The following is a 25688-nucleotide window of genomic DNA, read 5'->3' as shown; positions in this document are numbered from 1 at the left end:
ACGCCCTCGTGGCGCCGGAGTGCGCTCCGGCCGGGGCGCCCTGTGGCTACTTGGACAGGGGCGCCGGCGGGGAGATCGGGGACGCCGCCACCGACTGCGGCGACGTGGCGGACGCGTACGCGGACGGGGCCGCCACGCCGGCGGTCGGGTCGTTCCCGGCCTCCCCGTCGGCCTGCTGCGGCAGCCCGCCGACGATCCGGACACCCGCCTCGTCGAAGGTGCGCTTGATGCGCCAGCGCAGCTCTCGCTCGACACCCAGCGCCTTGCCCGGCATCGTCTTCGCGGCGACGGAGACCGTCATGCGGTCGAGCAGGACCTCGCTCAGGCCCAGGACCTCGACCGGACCCCACAGCCGCTCGTTCCACGGCTCTTCCTTGGACATCGCCGTCGCGGCCTCCTCGATGAGCTCGCGCACGTGGCCCAGGTCCTCGGCCGGCCGCACGTTCACCTCCACGGAGGCGGTCGACCAGCCCTGGCTCAGGTTGCCGATCCGCTTGACCTCGCCGTTGCGGACGTACCAGATCTCGCCGTTGTCGCCACGCAGCTTCGTCACGCGCAGGCCGACCTCGATCACCTCGCCGGAGGCGACCCCCGCGTCGATCGAGTCGCCGACGCCGTACTGGTCCTCCAGGATCATGAAGACGCCGGAGAGGAAGTCGGTGACCAGGTTCCGCGCGCCGAAGCCGAGGGCCACGCCCGCGACTCCGGCGGAGGCCAGCAGCGGGGCCAGATTGATGTTGAGGGCGCCGAGGACCATCAGTCCCGCGGTGCCCAGGATGACGAACGACGCGACCGACCTCAGTACCGAACCGATCGCCTCGGAGCGCTGTCTGCGCCGCTCGGCGTTGACCAGCAGACCGCCGAGGGCCGTGCCCTCCACGGCCTGGGCGCTGCGGTTCATCCGTTCGATGAGCTTGGTCAGCGCCCGGCGGACCGCGATGCGCAGCATGATCGCGATGACCAGGATGAGCAGGATCCGCAGGCCCACGTTCAACCAGGTGGACCAGTTCTGCTCCACCCATCCGGCGGCTTCGTTGGCCCGCTCGGCGGCGTCGTCGAAACTGACGGGCGGCGCGGACGGATCGGCGGCCAGGGACACTGCGGAACCTCCGTGTGTGCGGTCGGCGGACCATCCACACTAACGGGGCATACGCCATCGCTTCGGCGTTCTCCAAAGGGGAGAGACGAGCCTCACCCGGGGATCCTTCCGGTGTGGTCGAGCGCACACAGAATCCCTCCGGCCCGTTACGGGTACGTAGTGGCGCTTCGACCAGGCATGAGGAGAGACTGAGTACAGATCGTCCCGGCGCGAGCCACGCGCCGCCGGCGTACAAGGAGGCCATCCGTGCCGCATGTCCTGATCCTCAACGCGTCGTACGAGCCGCTCGGCGTCGTACCGCTCCGCCGCGCGCTCGTCCTCGTCCTCGAGAACAAGGCCATCTGCCTCGAGGAGTCCGGCGCCTTGATGCACAGCGCGACCCGGGTGATCCCCGCGCCCAGCGTGGTCCGGCTCAAGCGTTTCGTCCGGGTCCCCTACCGGGGGCCCGTTCCTCTGACCCGCCGCGCGCTGTTCGCCCGCGACGGGGGCCGCTGCATGTACTGCGGTGGCGTCGCAACCAGCGTCGACCACGTCGTCCCGCGCAGTCGCGGCGGCCAGCACGTCTGGGACAACGTCGTGGCCGCGTGCCGCCGCTGCAACCACGTCAAGGCCGACCGGCACCTGCGCGAGCTGGGCTGGCGGCTGCGGCACCAACCCGCCCCGCCGAGCGGCCTGGCCTGGCGCATCATCGGCACCGGGCATAGGGACCCGCGCTGGCTGCCATACCTGCAGCCGTACGGCGCGGACGACGCGATGGCCCGGATCGACGGCATATCCGCCTGAGGATCCGGGCCACTGTCGTGTGCGCGCGCTCCGGACCGCCGGGCGCGCGCTTGTCCGCGCCCGGCGCGCCGCCGCGGGTGCGCTCAGGGGGTGCCGGTGGCCTGCTCCGACACGGCGTACGCCTCCGCCGACCACAGTGAGTAACCGAAGCGGGTGGCCCGCGCGTCACCCTGCACCCGGACGAAACGGGTCCCCGGCGCGTCCATGCGGACCGACTCGCGGCCGCCCCTCCCGTCGCGGACGGTCGCGGCCGTGCGCCAGGTGCGACCGTCGGCCGAGACCTGGACGCGGTACCTCGCCGCGTGCGCGTCCTGCCAGTGCAGCACCACCTGCCCCAGCCGGGCCGGCCGGGCCAGCTCCGCCTGCCACCAGGCGCCGTCCTCCGCGGGGGAGGACCAGCGGGTGCCGGGGTCGCCGTCCGCCGCAGCGGCGGCCGGGAAGTCCGGGGTCTCGTCGCCCGAGGACGACGCCACCGCCGTACGGAACAGATCGGGGCCGCCGGTCGCCGGGTAGGCCCGCACGGTCAGCGTGCTCTCCTCCCCGCCGAAGGTGAACGGCACCTGGTACTCGCCCGCCGGGGTCCCCGGCGGCACCGTCACCTCGACGGGCACGGCCGTCCGCCGGCCGCGGGGTGCCCGCACCTCCTTCGGCACGGCCACCGTGATGCCCTTCGGCGCCCTGGCGGTGAGGGCGCCGCGCACCTCGTCGGGCCGCCGGGCGGCGACGAACGCCTCGGTGCGCTGCGGGCCGCCGCCGATCGGCGCGTCCAGCTCGCCCCGGCCGAGCGCGAGCCGGGCCCGCGGCTCGTCGGCGAACCACGGCACGAGCGCGTGCACGGCGGGCGCCTCGGCGGCGCCGGTGATCCGGAGGGCGTCCGCGCGCAGCCCCTGGGGGCGGTTCTGGGTCCAGCCGGACGGGGCGAGTGCACCGAGCGGCCGCCAGCCCTGGCCCGGTACGTGCGCCTCCAGCGTGCCCGTGACGCCGTCCCCGCCGGGCTCGGTCATCGCGGTCACGGCCTCCACGGGCCGGGCCCGGTCCAGCCGCACCGTGTACGCACCGCCGGTACGGGTCACCGGGCCGACCCGGCGGTCGGCGCCCGTCCACACCGCCGACTCCTTCGCCACCCGGGTGAGGAAGGGGCCGAGCACGCCCTTGCCGACCGTCGCCTTCCCCGCACCGATCTCCGTGCGCACGGGGGCGAGCGCCAGCGACGCCCGCCAGGCCGTCTCGCCGTCGCCGCGCGCCTGGGCCTGCAGCATGTCGACGGCGAGCTCCCCGGCGGTGCCGTAGCGCGCGAGCTGGTCCAGCCACGGCCCCACCTCGGAGTCGAGCGAGGCCAGCCGCTCCGGGGCCTCCCGCATCGCCGTGAAGGCGGCCCGCAGCCGGCGTGCCGCCTCGTCCCTGGCCTTGACGTCGGTCGTGGTGCGCGAGCGCCAGAACTCGGCCATCAGAGGCCGGAGATATGCGGACTCGGTGGGGTTGAGAAGGGACGAGGAGTGGTTCCCCGCGAGCACGCCGAGCGCCTCCCGGGTCCGCGGGTCGCCGCCGGCGAGGTCGTCCATCGCCGCGCGCCAGGACTCCTGGGGCCGGTACCCCTTCGGGTTCCAGGCGTAGTCGGCGGCCGTGAACAGCGGGATGCGGGACGCGGCCGCCTGCTCCATGGCGTTGGCGAGCACCGCGGCCGAACCGGAGGCGACGGCCGGCTCCCGCCCGGTGTAGGGCCCGAGGAAGATGCGGTCCTGCGCGTAGTCGTTGACGGGGTAGTTGTCCATCGTCACCATCGGGCGCCCGAACACCTCGCGGGCCCCGGCCAGTTCCCGTCCGGTGATGGTGCGGGGGACGACCCCGACCCCCGTCCAGGCGACCTGGACGCCGGGGTCCAGCTCAGCGGCGAGCGCCGTGCGGTACTCGGTCGTGCCGTCCTGGTAGAACTCCGTCGGCATCACCGTCAGCGGTTCCGCGCCGGGGTGGCGGTCGGCGAGGTGCCGGGCGATCTCCCCGGCGAGCCGCGCGTGGGCCCTGGCCGCGGCCTCCGGGCCGGAACCGAACGTGTCGGGGTCCCGGTCGCAGTGCCACTCGCTGTAGCTGACGTCCTGGAACTGCAGCTGGAAGGCGCGTACGCCCAGCGCCCACATCGCGTCGATCTTGCGCTTGAGCGCCTTCACGTCGTCGTCGGAGGCCAGGCACATGGACTGGGCGGGGGCGACGGCCCAGGCGAGCGTCACATGGTTGCGCCGGGCGCGCTCGGCCAGCTCGCGGAACTCGGCGCGCTGGGCGGCGGGGTACGGATCGCGCCAGCGGGTCTGCCGGAACGGGTCGTCGCCCGGCGCGTAGAGATAGCGGTTCTGTTTGGTGCGGCCCATGAAGTCGAGCTGCGCCAGCCGCTGTTGATGACTCCACGGCCGGCCGTAGAAGCCCTCGGTCACTCCGCGTACGGCCGTGACGGGCCAGTCCCGTACCGCCACACCGGGCACCGCGCGGTCCCTGACGAGCTGCCGCAGCGTCTGGGCCCCGTGGAAGAGCCCGTCCGGCCCGACTCCGTCCACGGCGACGGTGTCGCGTCCGCCGACCCGGCCGGTACCGATCCGGTAGCCGCCCCGGGGCAGATCGGCGCGTTCCGGCATGCGCAGGGCGCGCAGCGCGTCGAGTGCTCCGGTTCCGCCGAGACGGAGCACCGTGCCACGGCCGGGCAGCTCCGTGTGAACGGTCCGCACCCCGGCGGCGCGCAGCGACTCGCGCACGGTCTCCACGGCGTACGGGTCGGCGTCCGGGGCCGCGAGGAGCGTCACGTCCTCACCCAGCGGTACGGCGGATCCGGTGACCTTGAGCGTCTGGGGCCGGGGCCAGACCGGTGGCAGCGCCCCGGCCGCCTTCCGTTCGGGGCCGGCCGTGCTGGTGGAGCCCGGTACGTCCGGGGCCGCGGCGGCTCCGGGGGCCGTGCCGAGCAGTCCGCCGATCACGGCGACGGCGACGGCGGTCGCCGTCTGCTTCCTGCGCCCGAACCGCACGCCCGGTCTCCCCTCGACTCCCCGTGCCCCACGAAACCGGTTCGAGCCCACCACCGGTGTGGCGAAGGTGTCAATGCGGCTGACGGTTGTGTCGTATTTGCCCATCGACGCGCGAGAGTCACGACCGTCCGGTTCAACTCCCGGGTGTGCAGCAGAATGTGACACGGAACACGTTGACGAGAGGTGTACGTCTGCCGCCGTGCCCACTGGGTAGGGCTGCGAATGTCCTGTTGCCCCACCACGAGGAGGCCCCCGTGGCCGCACCCGCACAGCTTCTGCTCCCCGCCCTGTCCAAACAGGTGCCCGGCCCGCTCACCAGCGAGCCGCCGTCGACCTCCGTACCGCCCCTCACCAGCGAGCCCCCGCTCGCCGACGCCGGCCCGCTCACCAGCGAGCCCCCGCTCGCCGCCGCCGCGCCGCTGACCAGCGAGCCTCCCCTCGTCGACGCCGCCCCCCTCACCAGCGAACCCACCGCCACCGGCGACGCCGGAGGCTCGGAGTCCCCAGGAGTCTGAATGGGCCTGGCCCGGCTCGCCGCGCTGCACGGTGTCGCCACCACGTACTCGCCCTCGGCAGGCGTCACCGTCCCCGTCCCCGACTCCACGGTCGTCGCGGTGCTCGCCGCCCTCGGTGTGGACGCCGCCACACCGGACGCGGTCCGCGCCGCCCTCACGGCAGCGGAGTCCGCCGCCGAGGAGCGGCTGCTCCCGCCGACCGTGGTGGCGTGGCTCCCCGTCACCGGGCCGCCCCCCGTCGCCCTCCCGCCCGGCGCCCGTGTCCGCGTGGACCTGGAGGACGGCGGCCACTTGGAATGGCGCGAAAACGCCCCTCCCGCGGCCGCGCCGGAATCCGGAGCTGCGGCGTCCGCGGAGCGGCCCGCCGGCGGCTCCTCCGGCGCCCCGGGCTGGCCGGAACTGCCCACCGGGGTCCACCGGTTGACGGTGCGGACGACCGGCGGGCGCACCGGCAGCGCCGTGCTCGTCGTCGCCCCCGAGGCGGTGGACCAGCCCGCCGAGCGGGTCCACGGCTTTCTGGTGCAGCTCTACTCGCTGCTGTCCGCCCGCTCCTGGGGCATGGGCGACCTCGGGGACCTCGCCGCGCTGGCGTCCTGGGCGGGCCGAGCCCTCGGGTCCGGGTTCGTGCAGGTCAACCCCCTGCACGCGGCCGTACCCGGTGCGCCGACCGACCCGTCCCCCTACCGCCCCTCGTCCCGCCGGTTCCCCGACCCGGTGCACCTGAGGATCGAGGACGTCCCCGAGTACGCGTACGTCACCGGCCAGGACCGGTTCCGGCTGGACGCGCTCCTCGAGAAGGCCGCCGAACTGCGCGCCTCCGTCCTGGAGAAGGGCGCGCTGATCGACCGCGACGCCGTGTGGCGGCTCAAACTCCGTGCCCTGGAGCTGGTGCTCCGCGTCCCCCTCGGCCCCGGCCGCCGGGCCGAGTACTGCGCCTTCCTCGCCGAGCGGGGCCGGGCGCTGGACGACCACGCCACCTGGTGCGCCCTCGCCGAGGTCCACGGCTCCGACTGGCACGCCTGGCCCGCGGGCCTGCGCGACCCGCGCTCCCCGGAGACGGCCCGCGCCCGCGGGGACCTCATGGACCGCGTCGACTTCCACTGCCGGCTCGCCTGGCTGACCGACGAGCAGCTGGCCGCGGCCGCCGCGGCCGCCCGGGACGCCGGCATGGCCGTCGGGATCGTGCACGACCTCGCCGTCGGTGTGCACCCCGGCGGCGCGGACGCCTGGGCCCAGCAGGACACCTTCGCCGCGGGCATGTCGGTGGGCGCCCCGCCCGACGCCTTCAACGCCCGCGGCCAGGACTGGGGCCTGCCGCCGTGGCGCCCCGACGCCCTCGCGGCGTCCGGCTACGCCCCCTACCGGGGCCTGCTGCGCGGACTCCTCCGGCACGCGGGCGCGCTGCGGCTCGACCACGTCATGGGCCTGTTCCGGCTCTGGTGGGTCCCCGTCGGAGCCGAGCCCACCGAGGGCACGTACGTCCGCTACGACGCCGAGGCGATGCTCGCCGTGCTGGTCCTGGAGGCCCACCGGGCCGGGGCGGTCGTCATAGGGGAGGACCTCGGCACGGTCGAGCCCGGGGTGCGCGAGGCGCTCTCGCGCCGGGGCGTGCTCGGCACGTCCGTCCTCTGGTTCGAACGCGACTGGGCCGGAAGCGGCAGGCCCCTGGCGCCGGAGGACTGGCGCGAGGGCTGTGTGGCCACGGCCACCACCCACGACCTGCCGTCCACCGCGGCCCGCCTCACCGGCGAGCACGTCGCGCTGCGCCACCGGCTGGGTCTGCTCACCCGGCCGCTGGACCAGGAGCGCACGGAGGACTCCGCCGAGGTGGCCGAATGGCGCGCCTGTCTGACCCGGCTCGGCCTGCTGCCCGAGGGCAGCCACGACGAGGAGGGGGAGATCCGCGCGGTGTACCGGTTCCTGCTGCGGACCCCGGCACGGATGGTCGGCGTGTGGCTGCCGGACGCCGTGGGGGACCGCAGGCCGCAGAACCTGCCCGGCACCTGGGACCAGTACCCGAACTGGCGGCTGCCCGTCGCCGACGCCTCCGGCCGCCCGACGACGCTGGACGAGCTGGCCGCCTCGCCGAGGCTGCACGCGCTCATGGAGGTGTTCCGGCCGGTGTCCGCGCCCCGTACGGGCACCCCGGGCGCGCGGCCGTCCTAGCCGTTCGCTACGTTTGCACCGTGGACAAGAAGAACGCCCTGCGCGCCGGTGCCGTCGCGGCCGGTACGACGCTGATGATGCTGCTCATGTCGTCCCCCGCGCTCGCGCTGACGCGCGACGACGGCGACGACCCGGGTACCGGCCTGAGCGTGGCCGAGACGCTCGGCCTGTTCGTCGTGGCGCCGATCGCGCTGTTCGTACTGATCGCGGGCCTGGTGATGGTCCTCGACAAGTCCGACAGGCCGAAGAAGAAGCAGGCCTGACCCTCCTGACGCGAGGCCCGGGACACCGGGCCCGCGGGCGCAGCGGACCGTTCGCGGCGCCCTGGACCGCTCCGAGGGCGCCGCACGGTGAGCACACCGTGCGGCGCCCTCGTGCGTTCACCGGCGGGTCGTGGCCGGGGACGCCTGCGGTGTGGGAGCCTGGCGGTCGATTGCGCCATCCGGGGGGACCGATGACGACAGAGGACGCGCCGTCCATCGTCTTTGTGCACGGGACACGCTTCAGTGCCGGGCAGTGGAGCCCGCAGCTCGCCGAGCTCCGGGAGGAGTTCCCGGTCGCGGCCGTGGACCTGCCGGGCCACGGGGCGCGCGGCGGCGAGCCCTGGAGCCTGAGTGCCGCGACGGAGGTCATCGCCGCCGCGGTGCACTCGCTGGACCGCGGTCCGGCCGTGGTCGTCGGGCACTCGCTCGGCGGATACGCCGCGCTGGAATTCGCGCGCCGCCGTCCGGAGCTGCTGCGGGGACTGGTCCTCGCGGGCGCCAGCGCCTCGACCCGCGGCGGCTGGGCGGCCCCGTACCGGTTCCTCGCCCGGCTGGTCCCGCGGATCCCGGCCGACCGGCTCACCCGCTGGAACGACCGGATGCTGCGGCGGCTCTATCCGCCCCCGGTGGTGGAGGCGACCATCCGCTCCGGTTACGCCTTCCACACCCTGCCCGACGCCTGGGGCGAGGTCCTGGGCCGCTTCGACGCGGGCGCGATGCGTCATGTGGCGGCCCCGGTGCTGATCCTCAACGGGGAGAAGGACTCCGTCTTCCGGTCCGGCGAGCGGGACTTCGCCCGCGCCCATCCGGACGCGCGGGTCGAACTGATCCCGCGGGCCCGGCACCTCGCGAACTTCGACGACCCGGCGGCCTTCAGCGGCGCCGTCCGCCGCTTCGCGCGGCAGCTCACCGCCGCCGGCTGAGCGCCCGGTCACGCCCCGGCGGACCCCCGTGTGCGCGGTCGGGCGGGAGCCCCCCTCCCCGCCGCCCCATGGGCCACGGCAGGTCCGGCCGGGACACGTTCGACGAGCAGTCGCCTCCCGAGGACGGTCGGCCGGGCGCCACGGTGGGACACGAGGACCTCCGTGCGGTGCGGCCCCGGACGGCTCCACCGCACCGGAGGTCTTCGCCGTGGTCGAGCCCGGCCGGTGTCGACGACGCTCGTGACGAGGACACCGGGGCGGCCGGCCCCGAGGCCGGTGGCCCGTGCGGACGGGGTCACAGTCCGCCGGTGAACAGGAGCCGGTTCGGCGACCCCCGGGTGATGCTCTTCACGACGTTCTTCGTGGACTGGCCGACGACCCAGTCGGCGACCTCCTGCGGGCCGGCCGCGGGGTGGGCCGCCTTGTAGAGGGCGGCGACGCCGGCCGCATGGGGTGCGGCCATCGACGTGCCGTTCATCGTCGTGGTGCCCCCGCCCATCCGCGCGGACCTGATGTCGCTGCCCGGCGCGTAGAGCCTGAGGCACCTGCCGTAGTTGCTGTAGTCGGTCTCCGTGTCCTCCGTGTCGGTCGCGCCGATCGTGAGGACGTTCGGTGCGCTCGCGGGTGAGACGCCGCACGCGTCCTCCGCGGAGTTGCCGGCCGCGACGACGGGCAGCACACCGCTGTCGAAGACGGCCTTGGCGGCGGCGTTGGCGGAGGGGGACGTGGCGCCTCCGAGGGAGGCGTTCAGCACGGCCGGCTGCTGGGCGTTCTTCGCCACCCAGTCGAGGCCCGCGATGATCCTGGACCAGGCGCCCTCGCCCTCGCAGTTGAGCACCCGGACGCTGACCAGGCGGGCCTCGGGCGCCACCCCGTAGGTCGCGCCCGCCGCCGTTCCCGCGACATGGGTGCCGTGACCCTCGCAGTCCTGGCCCCGACGGCCGTCCCCGACGGCGTCGAACCCGAACACGGCGCGGCCGCCGAACTCGCTGTGGCCGTAGTCGATCCCGGTGTCGACGACGTAGACCGTGACGCCCTTGCCCGTCGAGGCCGCCGTGAACAGCCCGTCCAGCGGCAGGGCCCGCTGGTCCGCGCGGTCGAGCCCCCAGCTCGCGGCCTGTCGGGCGAAGGCCGGGACACCGCCCGGGTCCTGGAGCCGGTGCGGGGTCGGCAGGCCCGGCCCTTCGGAAAGTCGGTGCGCGGACACCCGCGCGTCCTCCTCCACGGCCGCGACGCCGGGAGCGAGCCTCATGGCCTTCAGCTGGGTCGCGTTCAGCGTCGCGGAGAACCCGCGCATGGCCCGGTTGTACGTGTACCTGCGCTTCACACCCGCGTCCCCGGCGACCGCCGCCGGGTCGGCGCCCTCGCGGAGAGAGACGATGTAGCTGCCCTTCACGGGCTCGGCCGACCGGTACAGCGGGGCGGGGGTCGGCCCTCCCGTATCGGCCTCCGCGGCCGCCCCCGGGGCGGCGGCGGACACGGCGAGCAGCAGAGCGGCGGCCGCGCGGCGCGCGAACAGTCGCATGGGTACTCCCATCCGATCGACGATGATCATGTCACCGTCTTTTCGACCCGGCCGGGCGACCGCTTGAGCCCTTGTCAGCCGATCGCCCGGCCGTGGGGCCCGATCTCCCCCGACTGCTGCACTCACCCGGGGGCGGGGCGCCCGGGCGGGTGACGGCCCGTCCGGGGCGGCGGCTACCGCGGGAGGCGGGCGGTGGCTCCCCGCGGCGGCGGGGCGACGGGCGCGGGTGAGGCGCGGGGCACGCGGACGGTCCGCTCGGTGCGTGCCGGGTGCCCGCTGCCGGCCGAGGGACGCCGTTGCTCCTGCCGTACGTCGCCGCGGGGCCGGCTCGGGGCCCGGGGGTCCGTCCGCGGTTGTCGGCCTTTGGTGCGGTTACCGGAAAGTTCGGTTTCGCAATCAACTACAACTTTGCTTGTTCTTGGTGGGGTTGGCGTGGCTATTGGGACAATCTCGCGTTCACAGGCGGTGATTGCGGCTTGGTCAGGACGCCCGAAACCCGGGCGTGGCAGCGCAGTTCACCGACTCCCCACACAGTGTGAAAGGCACCAGCATGACGATGAGTCACGCCCTGAGCCGGGGCGTCCGGGCACTCGCCGTTGCGGCGGCAACCAGCGGAATCCTCGTGGCGGCCACCTCCACGGCGGCCGCGGACGACGGACCCACCCGCGAACTCCTCACGGCCGACTGCGCGTCGGGCCTCGGCAAGTGCAGCTTCAACGACCCGAAGCTCGGCGAGGCGTACCTCGGAGACTTCCGCCAGGTCTCCGACTCGCTCTACAACTGCAGTACGTCCCCGGCCACCCAGTCGATGACGTGGACCGACTCGGTGGGCTCCACCGACTCGGTGGGCGTCTCGGTCACGGCCGGCGGGAACATCGCGGGCATAGTGGACCTCAGCGTGACGGCCACCTACGACCACAGCTGGACCAGCACCCACACGGAGAGCAGCTCGCTGAACATGACGGTGCAGCCGGGAGAGGTCGGCTGGATCTCCCGGGCCCAGGTGATGCAGCAGGTCTCAGGCACCTGGCAGACCCACTACGACGACCCCAAGTGGGGCCACTACTACTGGTTCTGGGGCGACACCATCACCGGCCCGGCCCCGAACGGCACGGACGGCAAGAGCAACGCGGTGGTCGTCAAGAGCCGCGCGATGACCGCGGCGGAGAAGAAGTCCTGCTCGGCGGGTACGAAGGCGGGCCGGGCGTTCGTCAAGCAGCGCTGACGGGTCCGCTCGGGGAGCAGCGGGGCCGATGCGATGCCGGCCCCTGTCCCGGCCGTTCCCCCCCGTTATGTTTTTCGCGGTCCTGCAATGGGGCTGCTGGCCTCCGGGCCCGGTATGACTGTGTCCCCTCTGTCGAAGGCATGACCTGGGGGGTGGTGTCGCCGGGCCCGGGAGGTGCCGTCGGAGACGCTGATGAGAGACCCGGCCACCGCCCGGCCTGGTGCAATGCCGGGCAGTTCGCGGGCGGCAGGTCTGCATAACGTGGATGCGCGAGCACGGTGCCACCGCCGAGGCCAGCACGATCAACACCTGCGGAAGGGTGCGATGTTAGACACCGAAGGCATAGGCGTCTTCCTCGGGTTGGACGTCGGCAAGACGGCCCACCACGGTCACGGGCTCACGCCGGCCGGGAAGAAGGTCTTCGACAAGCCGATGCCCAACAGCGAGCCGAAGCTGCGGGCCGTCTTCGACAAGCTCAAGGCCAAGTTCGGCACCGTCCTGGTGATCGTGGACCAGCCCGCGTCGATCGGCGCTCTGCCCCTGACCGTCGCCCGAGACGCGGGCTGCGAGGTCGCCTACCTGCCGGGACTGGCGATGCGGCGGATCGCCGATCTCTATCCCGGAGAGGCGAAGACCGACGCGAAGGATGCGGCGGTGATCGCGGACGCGGCCCGGACGATGCCTCACACTCTGCGGTCGCTGGAGCTGACCGACGAGATCACCGCCGAGCTGACCGTCCTGACGGGCTTCGACCAGGACCTCGCCGCGGAAGCCACCCGCACCTCCAATCGGATACGCGGCCTGCTCACCCAGTTCCACCCCAGCCTCGAGCGGGTCCTGGGCCCGCGGCTGGACCACCCCGCCATCACCTGGCTCCTCGAGCGCTACGGATCCCCGGCCGCACTGCGGAAGGCCGGCCGCCGCAGACTCGTCGAGGTGATCCGGCCCAAGGCCCCGCGCATGGCCGCCCGCCTGATCGACGACGTCTTCGACGCCCTCGACGAGCAGACCGTCGTGGTCCCCGGCACAGACACCCTCAACGTGGTCATCCCCTCGCTGGCCCGCTCGCTCGCCGCGGTCCACGACCAGCGCCGGGCCCTGGAAGCCCAGATCGACACCCTGCTGGAGGCCCACCCTCTTCACCAGGTCCTGACCTCGATGCCCGGAGTCGGGGTCAGGACCGCCGCCGTCCTGCTGGTCACCGTCGGCGACGGCACCGGCTTTGCCAGCGCCGCCCACCTCGCCTCCTACGCCGGCCTCGCCCCCACGACCAAGTCGTCGGGGACCTCGATTCATGGTGAGCACGCACCACGGGGCGGAAACCGGCAGCTCAAACGCGCCATGTTCCTCTCCGCGTTCGCCTGCATGAACGCCGACCCGGCCTCCCGCGCTTACTACGACCGGCAACGAGCACGCGGCAAAACCCACACCCAGGCCCTCCTCCGACTTGCCCGCCAACGCATCAGCGTCCTGTTCGCCATGCTCCGCGACGGCACCTTCTACGAATCCAGAACCCCCGACATCACCCTCGCCGCATGACCACCCCAAACAACACCAAACCCGACGCCACGTCCTTGACGAAGGACATAGAGACACCCCCCCCCGGAACGGCCGGGACGCCCGCGTTCATCGGTCCGCGAGCACCTTCCGCAGGACGTCCGCGAACTCCGCCGGCCGCCCGAGGAACCCGCCGTGGTCACCCGGGAACCCGACCGGTGCGGTGCCGAGGCGCTCCGCCAGGGCCGTGGAGGTCCGGTACGTGACGAGGCCGCCCGAATCGGCGCCGATGCCCACCACGACCCGTACGGGCCCGGACTTCAGCGCGTCGAGATCGGGCCGGTACAGGGCGGTGTGGCGCAGCTCGTGGGCGAAGAAGCGGGTGCTGTTGGCCAGGTCCCGCTCGGAGGGCTCGCCCTGCGGAGGGCCGGGGGCGTCGTCCCCGCCGAGGTCGAAGCCCGCGTTGGCCATGAACTTCATCCAGGCCGCGCCCACGCCGTCCCGGTGGAAGGTCTCGATGAGGTCGTCGGTCGCGGCGCGCTGTTCGGCGGCGTCGGGAAGGAGCTCCAGCAGGGGCGGTTCGTGCGCCACGAGGGTCCGCACCCGGTCCGGGTACCCGGTGGCCAGCGCGAGCCCCGTGACCGCGCCACCGCTGCTGCCGAAGACGTCCGCCGACTCGGCGCCGAGCGCGTCCAGGATCGCGACGACGTCGTCCGCCCGCAGCTCGGGGGTCGAGTCCTGACCGGGGTCGTCGAGACGACTCCGCGAGATGCCGCGCGGGTCGTGGGTGACCACGGTGCGGTCGCCCGCGAGGGCGTCCGCGAGGGGCGCGAACTCCCCGGCGTCCATGGGCGCTCCCATGACCATGACGAGCGGCCCCGTGCCGCGGATCTCGTAGTGCAGACGCCCGCCCGGGACGTCGAGTGTGTGGGTGGTGGTGGTCATCGCCGGTCGTCCTCCCTGAAGCCGTCGTCCGCGGTCGCGGTGACGTCGGTACGACTCCCGCCGGCGGGGAAACTCATCGCCGGGGCGCGAGCGGGCCGGGCCCCGCCGCGGCCCCGACGGCCCCCGGGCGCACCGGTAGGTTGCGGCCCACGGCCGAGTCGGACAGGTGGGACGTCAAGAAGCTGCGGATCCCGCGCACGCTGCGGGACCGCGGCACGGTGACCGCGACCGCGGAGGCGCTGCTGATGACGCCGTCGGCCGTGTCGCAGCAGCTGACGAACCTCGCCCGGCAGCTCGGGGTGCGGTAGCTGGAGGCGGACGGCCGGCGGGTGCGGCTCACCGATGCCGCGCTGCTGGTGCTGCGGCACGCGGAGGCGGTCTGCGCGGAACCGGAGCGGGCCGACGCGGAACTGGCCGGATATCTGCGGGGCGAGGTGGGCCGGGTGCGGGTCGGGGCGTTCTCGAGGCCGCGCCGGCGCTCGTCGTGCCCGCGGTGCAGCTGCTGCGGAGCACGCATCCGGGCCTGGCGGTACGGGTCCGCGAGGCCGAGGCGGCCGAGGCGTACGACCTGCTCTCGTCCCGGGACGTCGACCTCGCCCTGTCGCCGGCCCGCGCACGCGCCGGCCGCGCGGGACCCGCGGTTCACCCGCGTGCCCCTGCTCGCCGAACCGCTGGACGTGGCCCCGCCGGCCGGGCACGCGCGGGCCGGCGAGCCGCGGCTGCGTCCGGCCGATCTCTCGGGGGAGCCGTGGATCTTCGGTGGCAGCGGCCCCGGTCGGAGATCGCGCTCGCCGCGTGCGAGGCGGCCGGGTTCGTGCCGGAGCAGGCGCACACCGCGGCCGGGTGGACCGCGATCCTGGCCATGGTGGAGGCGGGGACGGGCGTGGCGCTGGTGCGTCGGACGGCGGCGGCGGAGCTCCTCGCCGGAGTGGTCATGCGCGTGTCCGGCGCGGACCGGCCGCGCCGCCACGTCGTGTCCGCGGTGCGCAGGGGAGCGGAGCAGGGGGCCGGGGTGGCGCATGTGCTCGAGGCGCACGGGAGCGGTGCCCGGACCGCCGGACACCGCTCCCGCGGGCGGTCCGCTCAGGGCCGCACCGCTCCTCCGGGTGCCGCAGGCCCGCCGCTCAGGACGCCTCCTGCGCCATCGCCAGGCTCTGCAGGTACCGCATCAGCGTCATCAGCACGTCCCGGCTCGACGAGCGCTGCCGGGCGTCGCACAGCACGATCGGCACCGAATCCGGCAGGTCGAGCGCCCCGCGCAGCTCCTCGACCGGGTACTCCGGCGCGTCCGGGAAGGAGTTGACGGCCACGACGAACGGCACGGCCCGCTCCTCCAGCCGGCCGATGACGTCGAAGCTGACCTCCAGCCGCCGCGTGTCGACCAGCACCACCGCGCCCAGCGCTCCCTCGAACAGCCCGCGCCACAGGAACCAGAAGCGCTCCTGCCCCGGCGTGCCGAACAGGTACAGCACCAGCTCCTCGTTGACGCTGATGCGGCCGAAGTCCATCGCCACGGTCGTCGAGGTCTTGCCGCCGATGCCCGAGGTGTCGTCGATACCGACACCGGCCTGGGTCATCGTCTCCTCGGTGGTCAGCGGGCGGATCTCGCTGACGGATCCGACCAGCGTCGTCTTGCCCACCCCGAAGCCGCCGACGATCACCACCTTGACGGCGGCCGCGGCCGTCTCGGGCAGCGCGTCCTCGCTCCGCGGCCCGGTCGTCCGCGCCGGCTGCTCAGAGCTTCTGAAGTCCATCGATCACTGCCTCAATCAAAGCGCGGTCGGGGAGTCTGGCGGGTGGCACCGGCGCGCGGGCGACCACCCGGTTGTCGGCGAGGAGATCGCCGAGCAGGACGGTGACGACACTGACCGGGAGCCCCGTGTACGCGGAGACCTCAGCGAGCGAGAGGGGCGACTGGCACAGCTCGATGATCGTCGCGTGCTCCGGCTGCATACCGGGCTTGGGCCGGGACCTGGCCACGATCAGCGTGACCAGGTCGAGTTCGACGGGGGCGGTCGTGCTGCTGCGGCCGCCCGTGATGACGTAGAGCCGCTCGGGACTGGCCTCCTCCCAGTCCCCGCCGCCCGGGTCGCTCACCTGGCCACACCGTCCTGGCGAGGCGGGCTGCTCAGGTGGTCACCTATCCGCAGCACCAGGTCGCGCATCCGCTGGCCCATGAGTCCGGCGTCCACGCCCTCGTCGGCGAGCACGGCGAGGAAGGCACCCGCACCGGCGGCCATGAGGTAGAAGAAGCCGCCGTCCATCTCGATCACGACGAGCCTCATCCGGCCGTCGCTGTGCGGGAGTTCCGAGCCCACCGCGGCGGCGAGGGACTGGAGCCCGGCGCACGCGGCGGCGAGCCGGTCGGCGGTGTCGGTGTCCGTGCCGTACTGGGCCATGCGCAGACCGTCGGCGGAGAGCACGACCACATGCCTGGTCTGTGGCACACCTTCCGCGAGGTCCTTGAGCATCCAGTCCATATTGGCCTGCTGCTGAATCATGGCTGCGTGTTCCCTTGGCTAGCGTCGGTGGACTCCCCGGACAGGCCGCTCTGGAAGGCGGCCAGCCACATTCCGGGCTGCACTTGCGGAGTGGGCTCCTGCTGCGGAGCCGCGTTCGGCGTGGACGACGCCGGCGTGGTGGGTGCGGCGGGCGCGACGGCGGGTGCCTTGCGGCGCCGCTGGGGGAGGCCGTTCGGGGTCCGCTCGACCACCACCGGGTCCGGTTCGGAGGCCACCGGGCCGGTGGCCGGGCGCCGCGGGGCGGGAACCTGGGCGGGGACGGCCGACTGGGGCGCAGGCGCGGCCTGGACCGCCTCGGGTGGGAGGGTGGTCCGGGGCACGGACGCGGCCCCGATGCCGTGGGCGAGTCCGGTCGCGGTCGCGGTCGTGGTGATCAGGTCCTGCGGGACGACGAGCACCGCGCGGACACCGCCGTACGCGGACGGCCGCAGCGAGACCTGGAAGCCGTACACCTGGGCCAGCCGGCCGACCACGGCGAGGCCGAGGCGCGGCGTCTCACCGAGGTCGTTGAGGTCGATGCCCTGCTGGGCCTGGCGCAGCATCCGCTCCGCCCGCTTGCGGGCCTCCTCGCTCATGCTGACACCGCCGTCCTCGATCTCGACGGCGATGCCCGACTGGACGTCGACGGCGGTCAGATGGACCTTGGTCTGCGGCGGGGAGTAGCGGGTGGCGTTGTCGAGGAGCTCGGCCAGCGCGTGGATGAGCGGCTCGACGGCGGGGCCGGTGACGGCGACCTCGGAGACGGAGTGCAGTTCGACGCGCTGGTAGTCGATGATCCGCGACATGGCGCCGCGCAGCACGCTGTACAGCGGCACGGCCCTGCTCCACTGGCGGCCGGGACGGGTACCGCCGAGCACGGCGATGGAGTCGGCGAGACGGCCGATCAGCGCGGTGCCGTGGTCGAGGCGGAGCAGGTCGCCGAAGACGTCCGGGGACTTGCCGTGCCGGTCCTCCATCTCCCGCAGCTCCTGCGCCTGCTGGTGGACGATGGCCTGCACCCGGCGGGCGATGTTCACGAAGGCGCGCTGGGCGGACTCGCGCAGGTCCTCCTCGGCCACGACGGCCTCGAGGACGGTCCGGACGACGGCCTGGTGGGCCTCCGGAGCGTTGAGCGAGGCGAGCACGTCCTCCGGGAACTCGCCCTTGCGCAGCCGCTCCACGACGTCCGGCAGCAGGGTGCCGGCGAGGTGCGCGGTCTGGGAGGCCTGGTGGGCCAGTACGGAGTCGCGCTCGGCGACGGCGTGCCGCAGCGAGTCGATCACCCTGCCCCGGCGTGCGGCCTCGGCGCCGATGGCCGCGACCGCGACCGCGGCGACAGCACCGAAGACCGCGACGGGGACACGGGCCGGAGTGGGGACCAGCAGCGCCGTGATCACGGTGGCAACGGCTGTCAGAGCGGCGGGCAGCAGCCACCCGAAAGCGGCCGCGGATCGCGGGCTTCCACTTCCGGGCGACGATTCCTCACGGATCATCAGCACCCTTAAATCATCTGAACGGAAACGATCATATGACGACGGTGAGGGAGCATAGTCGTTTGAGAGCACGGCTGTTGACGCCGGGTCACACTTCGGACACACCCTTGATGGGGCTAGTCGGACATGTGCGAGGGCGCCCCGGACCCGAAGGTTCCGGGGCGCCCTCCCATGCGCCGTACGGGGCTCGCGGCCCCGCAGGTCAGGACGCTGCCGCGTCCGCCGCGCGGGCCTTCAGGGCCCGCTCGACACCCGCGCGGGACTCGAGGACGAGCCGCCGCAGCGCCGCGTTCGGAGCGGCTGAATCCAGCCATGCGTCCGTCGCGTCGAGCGTCTGCGCCGACACCTGGAGCGTCGGGTAGAGCCCCACGGCGATCTGCTGGGCGACCTCGTGGGAGCGGGACTCCCACACACCCTTGACCGCCGCGAAGTACTTCTCCGTGTACGGAGCCAGCAGCTCGCGCTGGTCGGTCTGCACGAACCCGCCGATCACGGCCTCCTGCACCGCGTTCGGCAGCTTGCCGGACTCGACGACCGACTCCCAGGCCTCGGCCTTGGCCTCCGGCGTGGGACGTGCCGCCCGGGCCGTCGCCGCGTGCCGCTCACCGGCGGCCGTGCGGTCCCGCTCCAGCTCGGCCGCGATCTCCTCCTCGTCGTAGACCCCGGTGGCCGCCAGCCGCTCCAGGAACGCCCAGCGCAGCTCCGTGTCCACGGCCAGGCCCTGGATCGAGTCCCGGCCCTCCAGCAGGGCCTGCAGCAGGTCCAGCTGCTGCGGGGTGCGCGCGGTCGCCGCGAACGCCCGCGCCCACGCCAGCTGGTGGTCGCTGCCCGGCTCCGCCGAGCGCAGGTGCGCCAGCGTCGCGTCCGTCCACTGCGTCAGCCCCGTCTCGCGCCACTCCGGCGCGGCGTACAGGTCCAGGGCCAGCTTCACCTGCCGGTGGAGCGACTGGACCACGCCGATGTCCGACTCCTTGCCGACACCCGACAGCACCAGCGACAGGTAGTCGCGGGTCGGCAGCTCGCCGTCGCGGGTCATGTCCCAGGCGGACGCCCAGCACAACGCCCGGGGCAGCGAGTCGGTGAAGTCGCCCAGGTGCTCGGTGACGGTCCTCAGGGACTCCTCGTCCAGACGGACCTTGGTGTACGTCAGGTCGTCGTCGTTGAGCAGCACGACCGCGGGGCGGCGCTTGCCCACGAGCTCCGGCACCGCGGTGAACTCGCCGTCGACGTCCAGCTCGACGCGGTCGGTGCGCACGAGCTTGCCGGCCTCGTCCAGGCTGTAGAAGCCGATCGCGATGCGGTGCGGGCGCAGCACCGGCTCGCCCTTCGCGCCCGGCGGCAGTGCCGGCGCCTCCTGCTTGACCGCGAACGACGTGATCGTCCCGGCTGCGTCGGTGTCGATCACCGGCCGCAGCACGTTGATGCCGGCGGTCTCCAGCCACGCCTTGGACCAGGTCTTCAGATCGCGGCCGCTCGTCTCCTCCAGCGCGGTCAGCAGATCCGTCAGCCGCGTGTTCCCGAAGGCGTGCCGCTTGAAGTACGCCTGCACACCGCGGAAGAACTCGTCCATGCCGACGTAGGCGACGAGCTGCTTCAGCACCGAGGCGCCCTTGGCGTACGTGATGCCGTCGAAGTTGACGAGCACGTCGTCCAGGTCGTTGATCTCGGCCATGATCGGGTGCGTGGACGGCAGCTGGTCCTGCCGGTACGCCCAGGTCTTCATCGAGTTGGCGAAGGTCGTCCACGCGTGCGGCCACTTCGAGCCGGGCGCGTACGCCTGGCAGGCGATCGACGTGTACGTGGCGAACGACTCGTTCAGCCACAGGTCGTTCCACCACTCCATGGTGACCAGGTCGCCGAACCACATGTGCGCCAGCTCGTGCAGGATGGTCTCGGCGCGGGTCTCGTACGCCGCGTCCGTGACCTTCGACCGGAACACGTACTGGTCGCGGATCGTCACCGCGCCCGCGTTCTCCATCGCGCCCGCGTTGAACTCCGGCACGAAGAGCTGGTCGTACTTCGCGAACGGGTAGGCGAAGTCGAACTTCTCCTGGAACCAGTCGAATCCCTGCCGGGTGACCTCGAAGATCGCGTCCGCGTCCAGGAACTCGGCGAGCGACGGACGGCAGTAGATGCCCAGCGGGACGCTCTGCCCGTCCTTCTCGTAGGAGCTGTGGACGGAGTGGTACGGACCGACGATCAGCGCGGTGATGTAGCTGGAGATCCGCGGGGTGGGCTCGAAGTGCCAGACGTTGTCCTTGGGCTCCGGCGTCGGCGAGTTGGAGATCACGGTCCAGCCCTCGGGCGCCTTCACGGTGAACCGGAAGGTGGCCTTGAGGTCGGGCTGCTCGAAGTTCGCGAACACCCGGCGGGCGTCCGGCACCTCGAACTGGGTGTAGAGGTAGGTCTGCTGGTCCACCGGGTCGACGAACCGGTGCAGACCCTCGCCCGTGTTGGTGTACGCGCAGTCCGCGACGACCGTCAGCTCGTTCGGGCCCTCGTGCAGATGACGCAGGGCGATCCGCGAGTCCCGGAAGACCGCGGCCACGTCCTGCGGACGGCCGTTCAGCACGACCTCGTGCACCGCGGGCGCCACCAGGTCGATGAAGGTCTCCGCGCCGTGCTCCGCGGAGTCGAAGCGCACGGTGGTCACGGACCGGTAGGTGCCGCCCTCCTGCGCCCCGGTGAGATCGAGGTCGATCTCGTACGAGTCAACGGTGAGCAGGCGCGCCCGCGCCTGTGCCTCTTCGCGGGTCAGGTTTGTGCCAGGCACCCGGTCATCTCCTCGCTTCTGCGTCCTCGGTATGTGACGTTTCGGCCCATCCTTCCACGGGCCCCCCACGGCCCGCCCGTCCCCCGGTCGGACTCGGAGACGGGACCCGTCCCGGTGCTCCCGCACGACGGGCGGAGGGCGCACGGGACGCCGACGGGCGGCCGTGCACGACGACGGGGCGGGGTCCCGTGCGACCGGCACGTGACCCCGCCCCGCGGTGCGGTGGGCGATCAGCCCTTGAGCTCGTCCGCCACCAGCTCGGCGATCTGGACCGCGTTCAGCGCGGCGCCCTTCCGCAGGTTGTCGTTCGACACGAACAGGGCGAGACCGTTCTCGACGGTCTCGTCGACCCGGATGCGGCCGACGTACGAGGCGTCCTTGCCCGCGGCCTGCAGCGGGGTCGGGATGTCGGAGAGCTCCACGCCCTCCGCGCCCGCCAGCAGCTCGCGGGCCCGCTCCACGCCCAGCGGACGCTCGAAGCGCGCGTTGACCTGCAGCGAGTGCCCGGAGAAGACGGGGACGCGGACGCAGGTGCCGGAGACCCTCAGCTCCGGGATCTCCAGGATCTTGCGGGACTCGTGGCGGAGCTTCTGCTCCTCGTCGGTCTCGTGGGAGCCGTCCTCGACGATCGAACCGGCCAGCGGGAGCACGTTGAAGGCGATGGGGCGCTGGTAGACACCCGGCTCCGGGTACACGACGGCCTCGCCGTCGTGCGTCAGCTCGGCGGCCCGCTCGGCGACGGCCTTCACCTGGCCGTCGAGCTCGGCGACACCGGCCAGGCCCGAGCCGGAGACCGCCTGGTAGGTGGTGGCGACGAGCGCGGTGAGCCCGGCCTCGCGGTGGAGCGGCTTCAGCACGGGCATCGCGGCCATGGTCGTGCAGTTCGGGTTGGCGATGATGCCCTTCGGGCGGTCCTTGACCGCGTGCGGGTTCACCTCGGAGACGACGAGCGGTACCTCGGGGTCCCGGCGCCAGGCGGAGGAGTTGTCGATCACGACGGCACCCTGGGAGGCGACCTTCTCGGCGAGCGCCCGGGAGGTCGCGCCGCCGGCCGAGAAGAGCACGATGTCCAGGCCGGAGTAGTCGGCGGTGGCGGCGTCCTCGACGGTGATCTCCCGGCCCTGCCACTCGATCGTGGACCCGGCGGACCTGGCGGACGCGAACAGCCGCAGCTCGTCGGCCGGGAACTTCCGCTCGGCGAGGATCTTGCGCATGACCGTGCCGACCTGCCCGGTGGCTCCGACGATTCCGACCTTCACGGGGACTCCTCCGTCAACGCTTGTGCAGCCTGCATGGCCTGGGTGTCATCCATGATGCGTCTGTCCACGGCCGTTTTGTCCAATCCATTGTCCGAGGAGCGGGACGCATGGCCTTCCTCACATCCGGAGGAGGCCCGTACGCACGGAGGGCGGGCGTCCCGCCGGACGCCCGCCCTCGTGACCAGGTCACACCGTTACGGGACGACCTTCTCGATCACCACGCTGCCGGTGCCCGCGGCGGTGCCGCGCGCGTTCAGCAGCCGGACCTCGCCGAAGAACCGGCGGCCCTCCGGAGCGGAGCCGCCCACCAGCACCTCGGCGGAGACCTGCGCGCTCGCGCCGTTGGCCAGCGAGACGGTCTTCGACTCGTCGACCTTGACGGTGCCGAGCGCCGAGGAGAAGTACACGTCCTTGTAGTCGTACGTGGTGCCGCCGGGCGCCACCGCGTAGCCGTCGACGAGGATCGTGTACGTACCGGCGGCCGGGTTGGTCAGGGACACCGACTCCTCGGAGTCGCCGTCCGCGGACTGGCCGACCAGCCGGCCGTCCTTGAGGACCGCGAGGTCCAGGTCGGCGCCCTTGTCGGAGGTGTTCCCGATGACCACGTCCAGCCGCTCGACGCCCGCGCCGATCGTGACCGTGGACACCTGGCGCTCGTCCTGCGCGATGGTCGGCGTCGCCGTCTTCGCGGAGCCCAGCGAGCCGCCCTCCAGCTTGCCCTCCAGCGCGGCCGCGTCGTTGGTGACCTTCCAGTCGACCGTCGCCGGCGTGCCGACCTTCGCCTCCGGGAGGGTCTTCACCGCCGGGTCGAAGGAGGCACCGAGCAGCGTGACGTCCAGCTTGAACGGGTTGTCCAGCACGGGGGACGTACGGCGCGACTCGACCTCGATCTCCCAGACGCCCGGCTGCGGGTTCGCGTAGGAGCGCACGTCCGGGCGGCAGGTGTTGGCCGGGTTGTTGTAGTTCGGGTAGCAGACCGTGGACGCGGTGTCCTCGAAGGCCACGCCGTACGGGTGGACCGAGATGAACCGGGTCTGGCTGCCCGCGGCGAGTCCGCCGAGCGCGACCTCCAGCGTCCTGGCGCCCTGCGGCACCGTGACGAAGTAGGACTTGAAGCTGTTGCGCTGCACCGAACCCTTGGCGGAGTAGGTGTAGCCGGGCTTCACCAGCTCGTTCGAGGCGACCACGGTGGCGAGGATCTGCTTGTCGACGCCCTCGGTGCGCTCGTCGTCCGCCTCCAGGATGGCGCTGTGCACGCCGGTGGAGGCGGCCTTGGCCTGCACCTTGACGGTGACCGGCTTGTTCAGCGGCAGGTCCACCTCGTCGTCGCCGAGGATACGGAACGTGCCGTCGTTGTTACGGAAGTCCAGCTCGTGCTCGACCGGCCGGTTCGGGCCGCTCGTGCGCGTGATGGTGACGTCGTACGTCTTGCGCTGGCCGGGCTTCAGCCCGCCCTCGCGGTCGTAGATGCCGGCACCGAAGCCCGCCTCCGGCTTCAGCAGGTGGTCGAGCGCGGTGTCGACCGGTGCCTTCACCGAGTACGCGTGGGCGGTGGCACCGTCCCGGATGGACTCCCAGGCCTCGTTGACGTCGATCAGGCCCGCGCCCTGCTCGTGCGCCTTCACTCCGGGGATGCGCTGGGCGGTGCTGGTCAGCGCGGTCCGGAGGGTGAGCGGGGAGAGCTTGAGGTGACGCTGCTTGGCGGCGGAGATGAGCAGCGCGCTCGCGCCCGCGGCCTGCGGCGAGGACATCGAGGTGCCGTTCAGCATGCCGTAGCCCGCGGGCAGGCTGTAGCCGGCCTCGGCCACCGGGGCGCCCGCCTGCCAGGTCGGGATCGTGTTGATCGCCGAGCCGGGCGCGGAGATCGTCGGCGTGAAGCCGCCGTTCTCCGTCGGGCCGCGGGAGGAGAAGTTGAACATGTTGTACGGCTTCTCGACCTGGGAGCCGTAGTTGGCGGCCCAGGTGCTGCGGGAGATCGCCGCGCCGACCGAGAGGACCTTGTTCGCCAGGCCCGGGTCGCCGATCGTGTTCACGCCGGGGCCCTCGTTGCCGGCCGAGATGACCAGCTGGACGCCGTAGGTGTCGATCAGGCGGTTGTAGAGCAGGGCGCGCGCGTTGTCGGCGTCGTCGCCGCGGTCGCTGTCGTCGTAGTTCAGCGCGGGCAGACCGCCGATGGACATGTTGACGATGTCCACGCCGCGGTTGACGACGAGGTCCCGCATGCCCTCGAGCAGCGCGATGTTGGTGCAGCCGCCGCTCCAGGTGCAGGCGCGCGAGGAGACCAGCTTGGCACCGGGTGCCGCGCCGCTCATCCGGCCGCCGAAGAGGCCGTTCGCGGCGGTGATGCCGGCGACGTGGGTGCCGTGCGAGCCCTCGATGACGCCGATGTTGACGTAGTCGGAGAACTTCCCGGCCTCGAACTCGACGTTCTTGCGGATCTCCACCACGAACGGGATGCGCTCGGCGATCTCGGTGGCGGGGTTGTCGGTGCCGAAGTACCCGACCTGGTGGCCGCTCTTGTACGGCTTCATCACGACGTCGTCGGTGAAGTCGGCGTCGTCGTCCAGGTCGACCCGGACCGTGCCTGCGGCGGCGTCGTACAGCACGCCCCACTTGTCGGTGGTGTCGCCGTCGCGGTTCAGGTCCCCGGCCATGTCGCCGCCCAGGGTGGCCCGCTCCTCGAAGACGCTGAACCGGTGCTCGCCGGCCGGTGCCTTCCAGCTGCGGTCGCCCACGGTGAACACGGGGCCGGTGACCCCGGTGTCCATCCGCCGCCAGGTGCCGTCGCCGTCCTTGGCCGGGTCGGTCGCGGTCACCCAGTCGACGATCTTGCGTTCGCCGGTGGTGGTCTTCTGCAGGGCCGGGTGGCCCAGGTCGATCCCGGAGTCGAGGATGCCGATGGTCACGCCGCGGCCGTCGGCCCGCGGGTGGTCCTCGACGAACTCCACGGCACCCGTCTCGTGGGACGGGTTGTACGGGTTCTTCGCCGGGGTCTTCCTGCCCGGCGCCGGGTAGGTGGCCGACTTCGAGGCGGTGGAAGCGGTACCCCTGGCGCCCGCGTCCGGCCTCGGATCGTCCAGCTTGATCTCGCGCTGCAGGTCCATCCCCTGGACCGTGGCGAGTTCACCGGCCTTGCCGAGGGCGCTCTTCGCCCTGCCGGTGGGGAGCGTGGCCCGGACGTAGCCGAGCTTGTCGTCCTTCTGGCCGACGACGGCGCCGGGAACGGCGTCCAGCTGGCCGGCGACCTGCTCGGTCCGGCCGGGAACCGTGGCGACCATCACGGTGACGGTCTTCTGGCCCTTCGCCTCGGCCTCGGCGAGGAGTTGGGCGTCCGCCTGGCCGAGCTTGTCGGCGGGCGTCTCGGCGGTCTTGACCGGGCCGTCGGCCGGGTCGTCCACCGAGGCGGCGGCGAAGGCGGGGGCGGCGCCGGTGGCCACCAGCGCGGCCACGAGGCCTGCGGCGGCGGCGATCCGGGCCACACGTCTTGGCCCGGGTATGGAGCCCTGGGACTCGAGGGTTGTCATCAGCATCCCTGTTTTGTGAAAGAAGGGGTCCGGAATTCGGTACCGGATGACCGCTCAGCCTTTCGCAAGTGACAGGGGTTTGTGGAGAGTTGGCAGAGGCGGGATGCGGTCATGGCGGAGATCCGCCAGTGGCGGAACATGTGCCAGGGGGAGCAAAGGGGTTGATAGCCCATCGATCCGCCCCGCCAG

The 25688-nt window shown here is 72.9% G+C and carries 18 protein-coding genes and 1 pseudogene; 8 read left to right on the top strand and 11 right to left on the bottom strand.

Annotation, left to right across the window (positions count from 1 at the left end; all coding sequences use genetic code 11):
* Positions 1-46: 46 nt before the first annotated feature.
* Positions 47-1099, bottom strand: coding sequence for a mechanosensitive ion channel family protein (locus QRN89_RS11970; protein ID WP_290349331.1), 1053 nt, complete (start codon positions 1097-1099; stop codon positions 47-49).
* A 246-nt stretch (positions 1100-1345) separates the two neighbouring features.
* Here QRN89_RS11970 and QRN89_RS11965 point away from each other — a divergent pair, with 246 nt between their 5' ends.
* Positions 1346-1882, top strand: a complete 537-nt coding sequence (locus tag QRN89_RS11965; protein WP_290349330.1) for an HNH endonuclease — start codon at positions 1346-1348, stop codon at positions 1880-1882.
* 83 nt (positions 1883-1965) lie between these two features.
* On the opposite strand, the gene QRN89_RS11960 is transcribed toward QRN89_RS11965, so the two are convergent.
* Positions 1966-4890 (bottom strand): glycoside hydrolase family 84 protein, encoded by a 2925-nt coding sequence (locus tag QRN89_RS11960; protein WP_290349329.1) that lies wholly within the window; start codon positions 4888-4890, stop codon positions 1966-1968.
* Positions 4891-5144: 254 nt separating this feature from the next.
* Here QRN89_RS11960 and QRN89_RS11955 point away from each other — a divergent pair, with 254 nt between their 5' ends.
* From QRN89_RS11955 to QRN89_RS11940, 4 genes are all read left to right on the top strand, one after another.
* A complete protein-coding gene (locus tag QRN89_RS11955; protein ID WP_290349328.1) occupies positions 5145-5405 on the top strand; it encodes a hypothetical protein in 261 nt (86 codons plus the stop codon).
* The gene (malQ, locus tag QRN89_RS11950) at positions 5406-7571 is read left to right on the top strand and encodes a 4-alpha-glucanotransferase (RefSeq protein ID WP_290349327.1); all 2166 of its coding nucleotides are present in this window, start codon (positions 5406-5408) and stop codon (positions 7569-7571) included.
* A gap of 20 nt (positions 7572-7591) precedes the next feature.
* Positions 7592-7834 carry a hypothetical protein gene (locus tag QRN89_RS11945; RefSeq protein WP_290349326.1) on the top strand — a complete coding sequence of 81 codons (243 nt, stop codon included), beginning with the start codon at positions 7592-7594 and terminating at the stop codon, positions 7832-7834.
* Positions 7835-8025: 191 nt separating this feature from the next.
* The gene (locus tag QRN89_RS11940) at positions 8026-8757 is read left to right on the top strand and encodes an alpha/beta fold hydrolase (protein WP_290349325.1); all 732 of its coding nucleotides are present in this window, start codon (positions 8026-8028) and stop codon (positions 8755-8757) included.
* A 295-nt stretch (positions 8758-9052) separates the two neighbouring features.
* Here the strand turns inward: QRN89_RS11940 and QRN89_RS11930 are convergent, their stop codons facing one another.
* A complete protein-coding gene (locus QRN89_RS11930; RefSeq protein WP_290349324.1) occupies positions 9053-10282 on the bottom strand; it encodes a S8 family peptidase in 1230 nt (409 codons plus the stop codon).
* Between the two features lie 550 nt (positions 10283-10832).
* On the opposite strand from QRN89_RS11930, the gene QRN89_RS11925 reads away from it, so the two are divergent.
* Together QRN89_RS11925 and QRN89_RS11920 are read left to right on the top strand one after the other, a co-directional pair.
* The gene (locus QRN89_RS11925) at positions 10833-11507 is read left to right on the top strand and encodes a hypothetical protein (protein WP_290349323.1); all 675 of its coding nucleotides are present in this window, start codon (positions 10833-10835) and stop codon (positions 11505-11507) included.
* Positions 11508-11831: 324 nt separating this feature from the next.
* Entirely contained in the window at positions 11832-13046 is a 1215-nt protein-coding gene (locus tag QRN89_RS11920; protein WP_290347483.1) for an IS110 family RNA-guided transposase, read from the top strand.
* A gap of 87 nt (positions 13047-13133) precedes the next feature.
* Here the strand turns inward: QRN89_RS11920 and QRN89_RS11915 are convergent, their stop codons facing one another.
* Positions 13134-13949 (bottom strand): alpha/beta fold hydrolase, encoded by an 816-nt coding sequence (locus QRN89_RS11915; protein WP_290349322.1) that lies wholly within the window; start codon positions 13947-13949, stop codon positions 13134-13136.
* Positions 13950-14089: 140 nt separating this feature from the next.
* On the opposite strand from QRN89_RS11915, the pseudogene QRN89_RS11910 reads away from it, so the two are divergent.
* Positions 14090-14982 (top strand): annotated as a pseudogene (locus QRN89_RS11910) (LysR substrate-binding domain-containing protein); the annotation flags it as partial.
* Between the two features lie 91 nt (positions 14983-15073).
* Here QRN89_RS11910 and QRN89_RS11905 read toward each other — a convergent pair.
* The 7 genes from QRN89_RS11905 to QRN89_RS11875 form a co-directional block, all read right to left on the bottom strand.
* The gene (locus QRN89_RS11905; protein ID WP_290349321.1) at positions 15074-15703 is read right to left on the bottom strand and encodes a GTP-binding protein; all 630 of its coding nucleotides are present in this window, start codon (positions 15701-15703) and stop codon (positions 15074-15076) included.
* On the bottom strand, positions 15684-16046 hold the full coding sequence (locus QRN89_RS11900; RefSeq protein WP_290349320.1) for a DUF742 domain-containing protein: 363 nt from the start codon (positions 16044-16046) through the stop codon (positions 15684-15686). The genes QRN89_RS11905 and QRN89_RS11900 overlap by 20 nt, the downstream gene beginning before the upstream one ends.
* Positions 16043-16450, bottom strand: a complete 408-nt coding sequence (locus QRN89_RS11895; protein ID WP_093654012.1) for a roadblock/LC7 domain-containing protein — start codon at positions 16448-16450, stop codon at positions 16043-16045. The genes QRN89_RS11900 and QRN89_RS11895 overlap by 4 nt, the downstream gene beginning before the upstream one ends.
* Positions 16447-17943 carry a sensor histidine kinase gene (locus QRN89_RS11890; protein WP_290353670.1) on the bottom strand — a complete coding sequence of 499 codons (1497 nt, stop codon included), beginning with the start codon at positions 17941-17943 and terminating at the stop codon, positions 16447-16449. Before QRN89_RS11890 ends, QRN89_RS11895 begins: the two co-directional genes overlap by 4 nt.
* A 202-nt stretch (positions 17944-18145) precedes the next feature.
* Complete coding sequence (gene pepN / locus QRN89_RS11885; protein ID WP_290349319.1) at positions 18146-20716, bottom strand: aminopeptidase N; 2571 nt, start codon at positions 20714-20716, stop codon at positions 18146-18148.
* A gap of 230 nt (positions 20717-20946) precedes the next feature.
* The gene (locus QRN89_RS11880) at positions 20947-21975 is read right to left on the bottom strand and encodes an aspartate-semialdehyde dehydrogenase (protein WP_290349318.1); all 1029 of its coding nucleotides are present in this window, start codon (positions 21973-21975) and stop codon (positions 20947-20949) included.
* Positions 21976-22169: 194 nt separating this feature from the next.
* Positions 22170-25499: a S8 family serine peptidase gene (locus QRN89_RS11875; protein ID WP_290353669.1), complete on the bottom strand. Its 3330-nt coding sequence runs from the start codon at positions 25497-25499 to the stop codon at positions 22170-22172.
* Positions 25500-25688: the final 189 nt, after the last annotated feature.

Origin of the sequence: Streptomyces sp. HUAS CB01, from assembly GCF_030406905.1 — a bacterium.
GTDB lineage: Bacteria > Actinomycetota > Actinomycetes > Streptomycetales > Streptomycetaceae > Streptomyces > Streptomyces chengbuensis.
The sequence above is the reverse complement of the archived record's forward strand: the minus strand, read 5'-3'. Positions and strand labels throughout refer to the sequence as shown.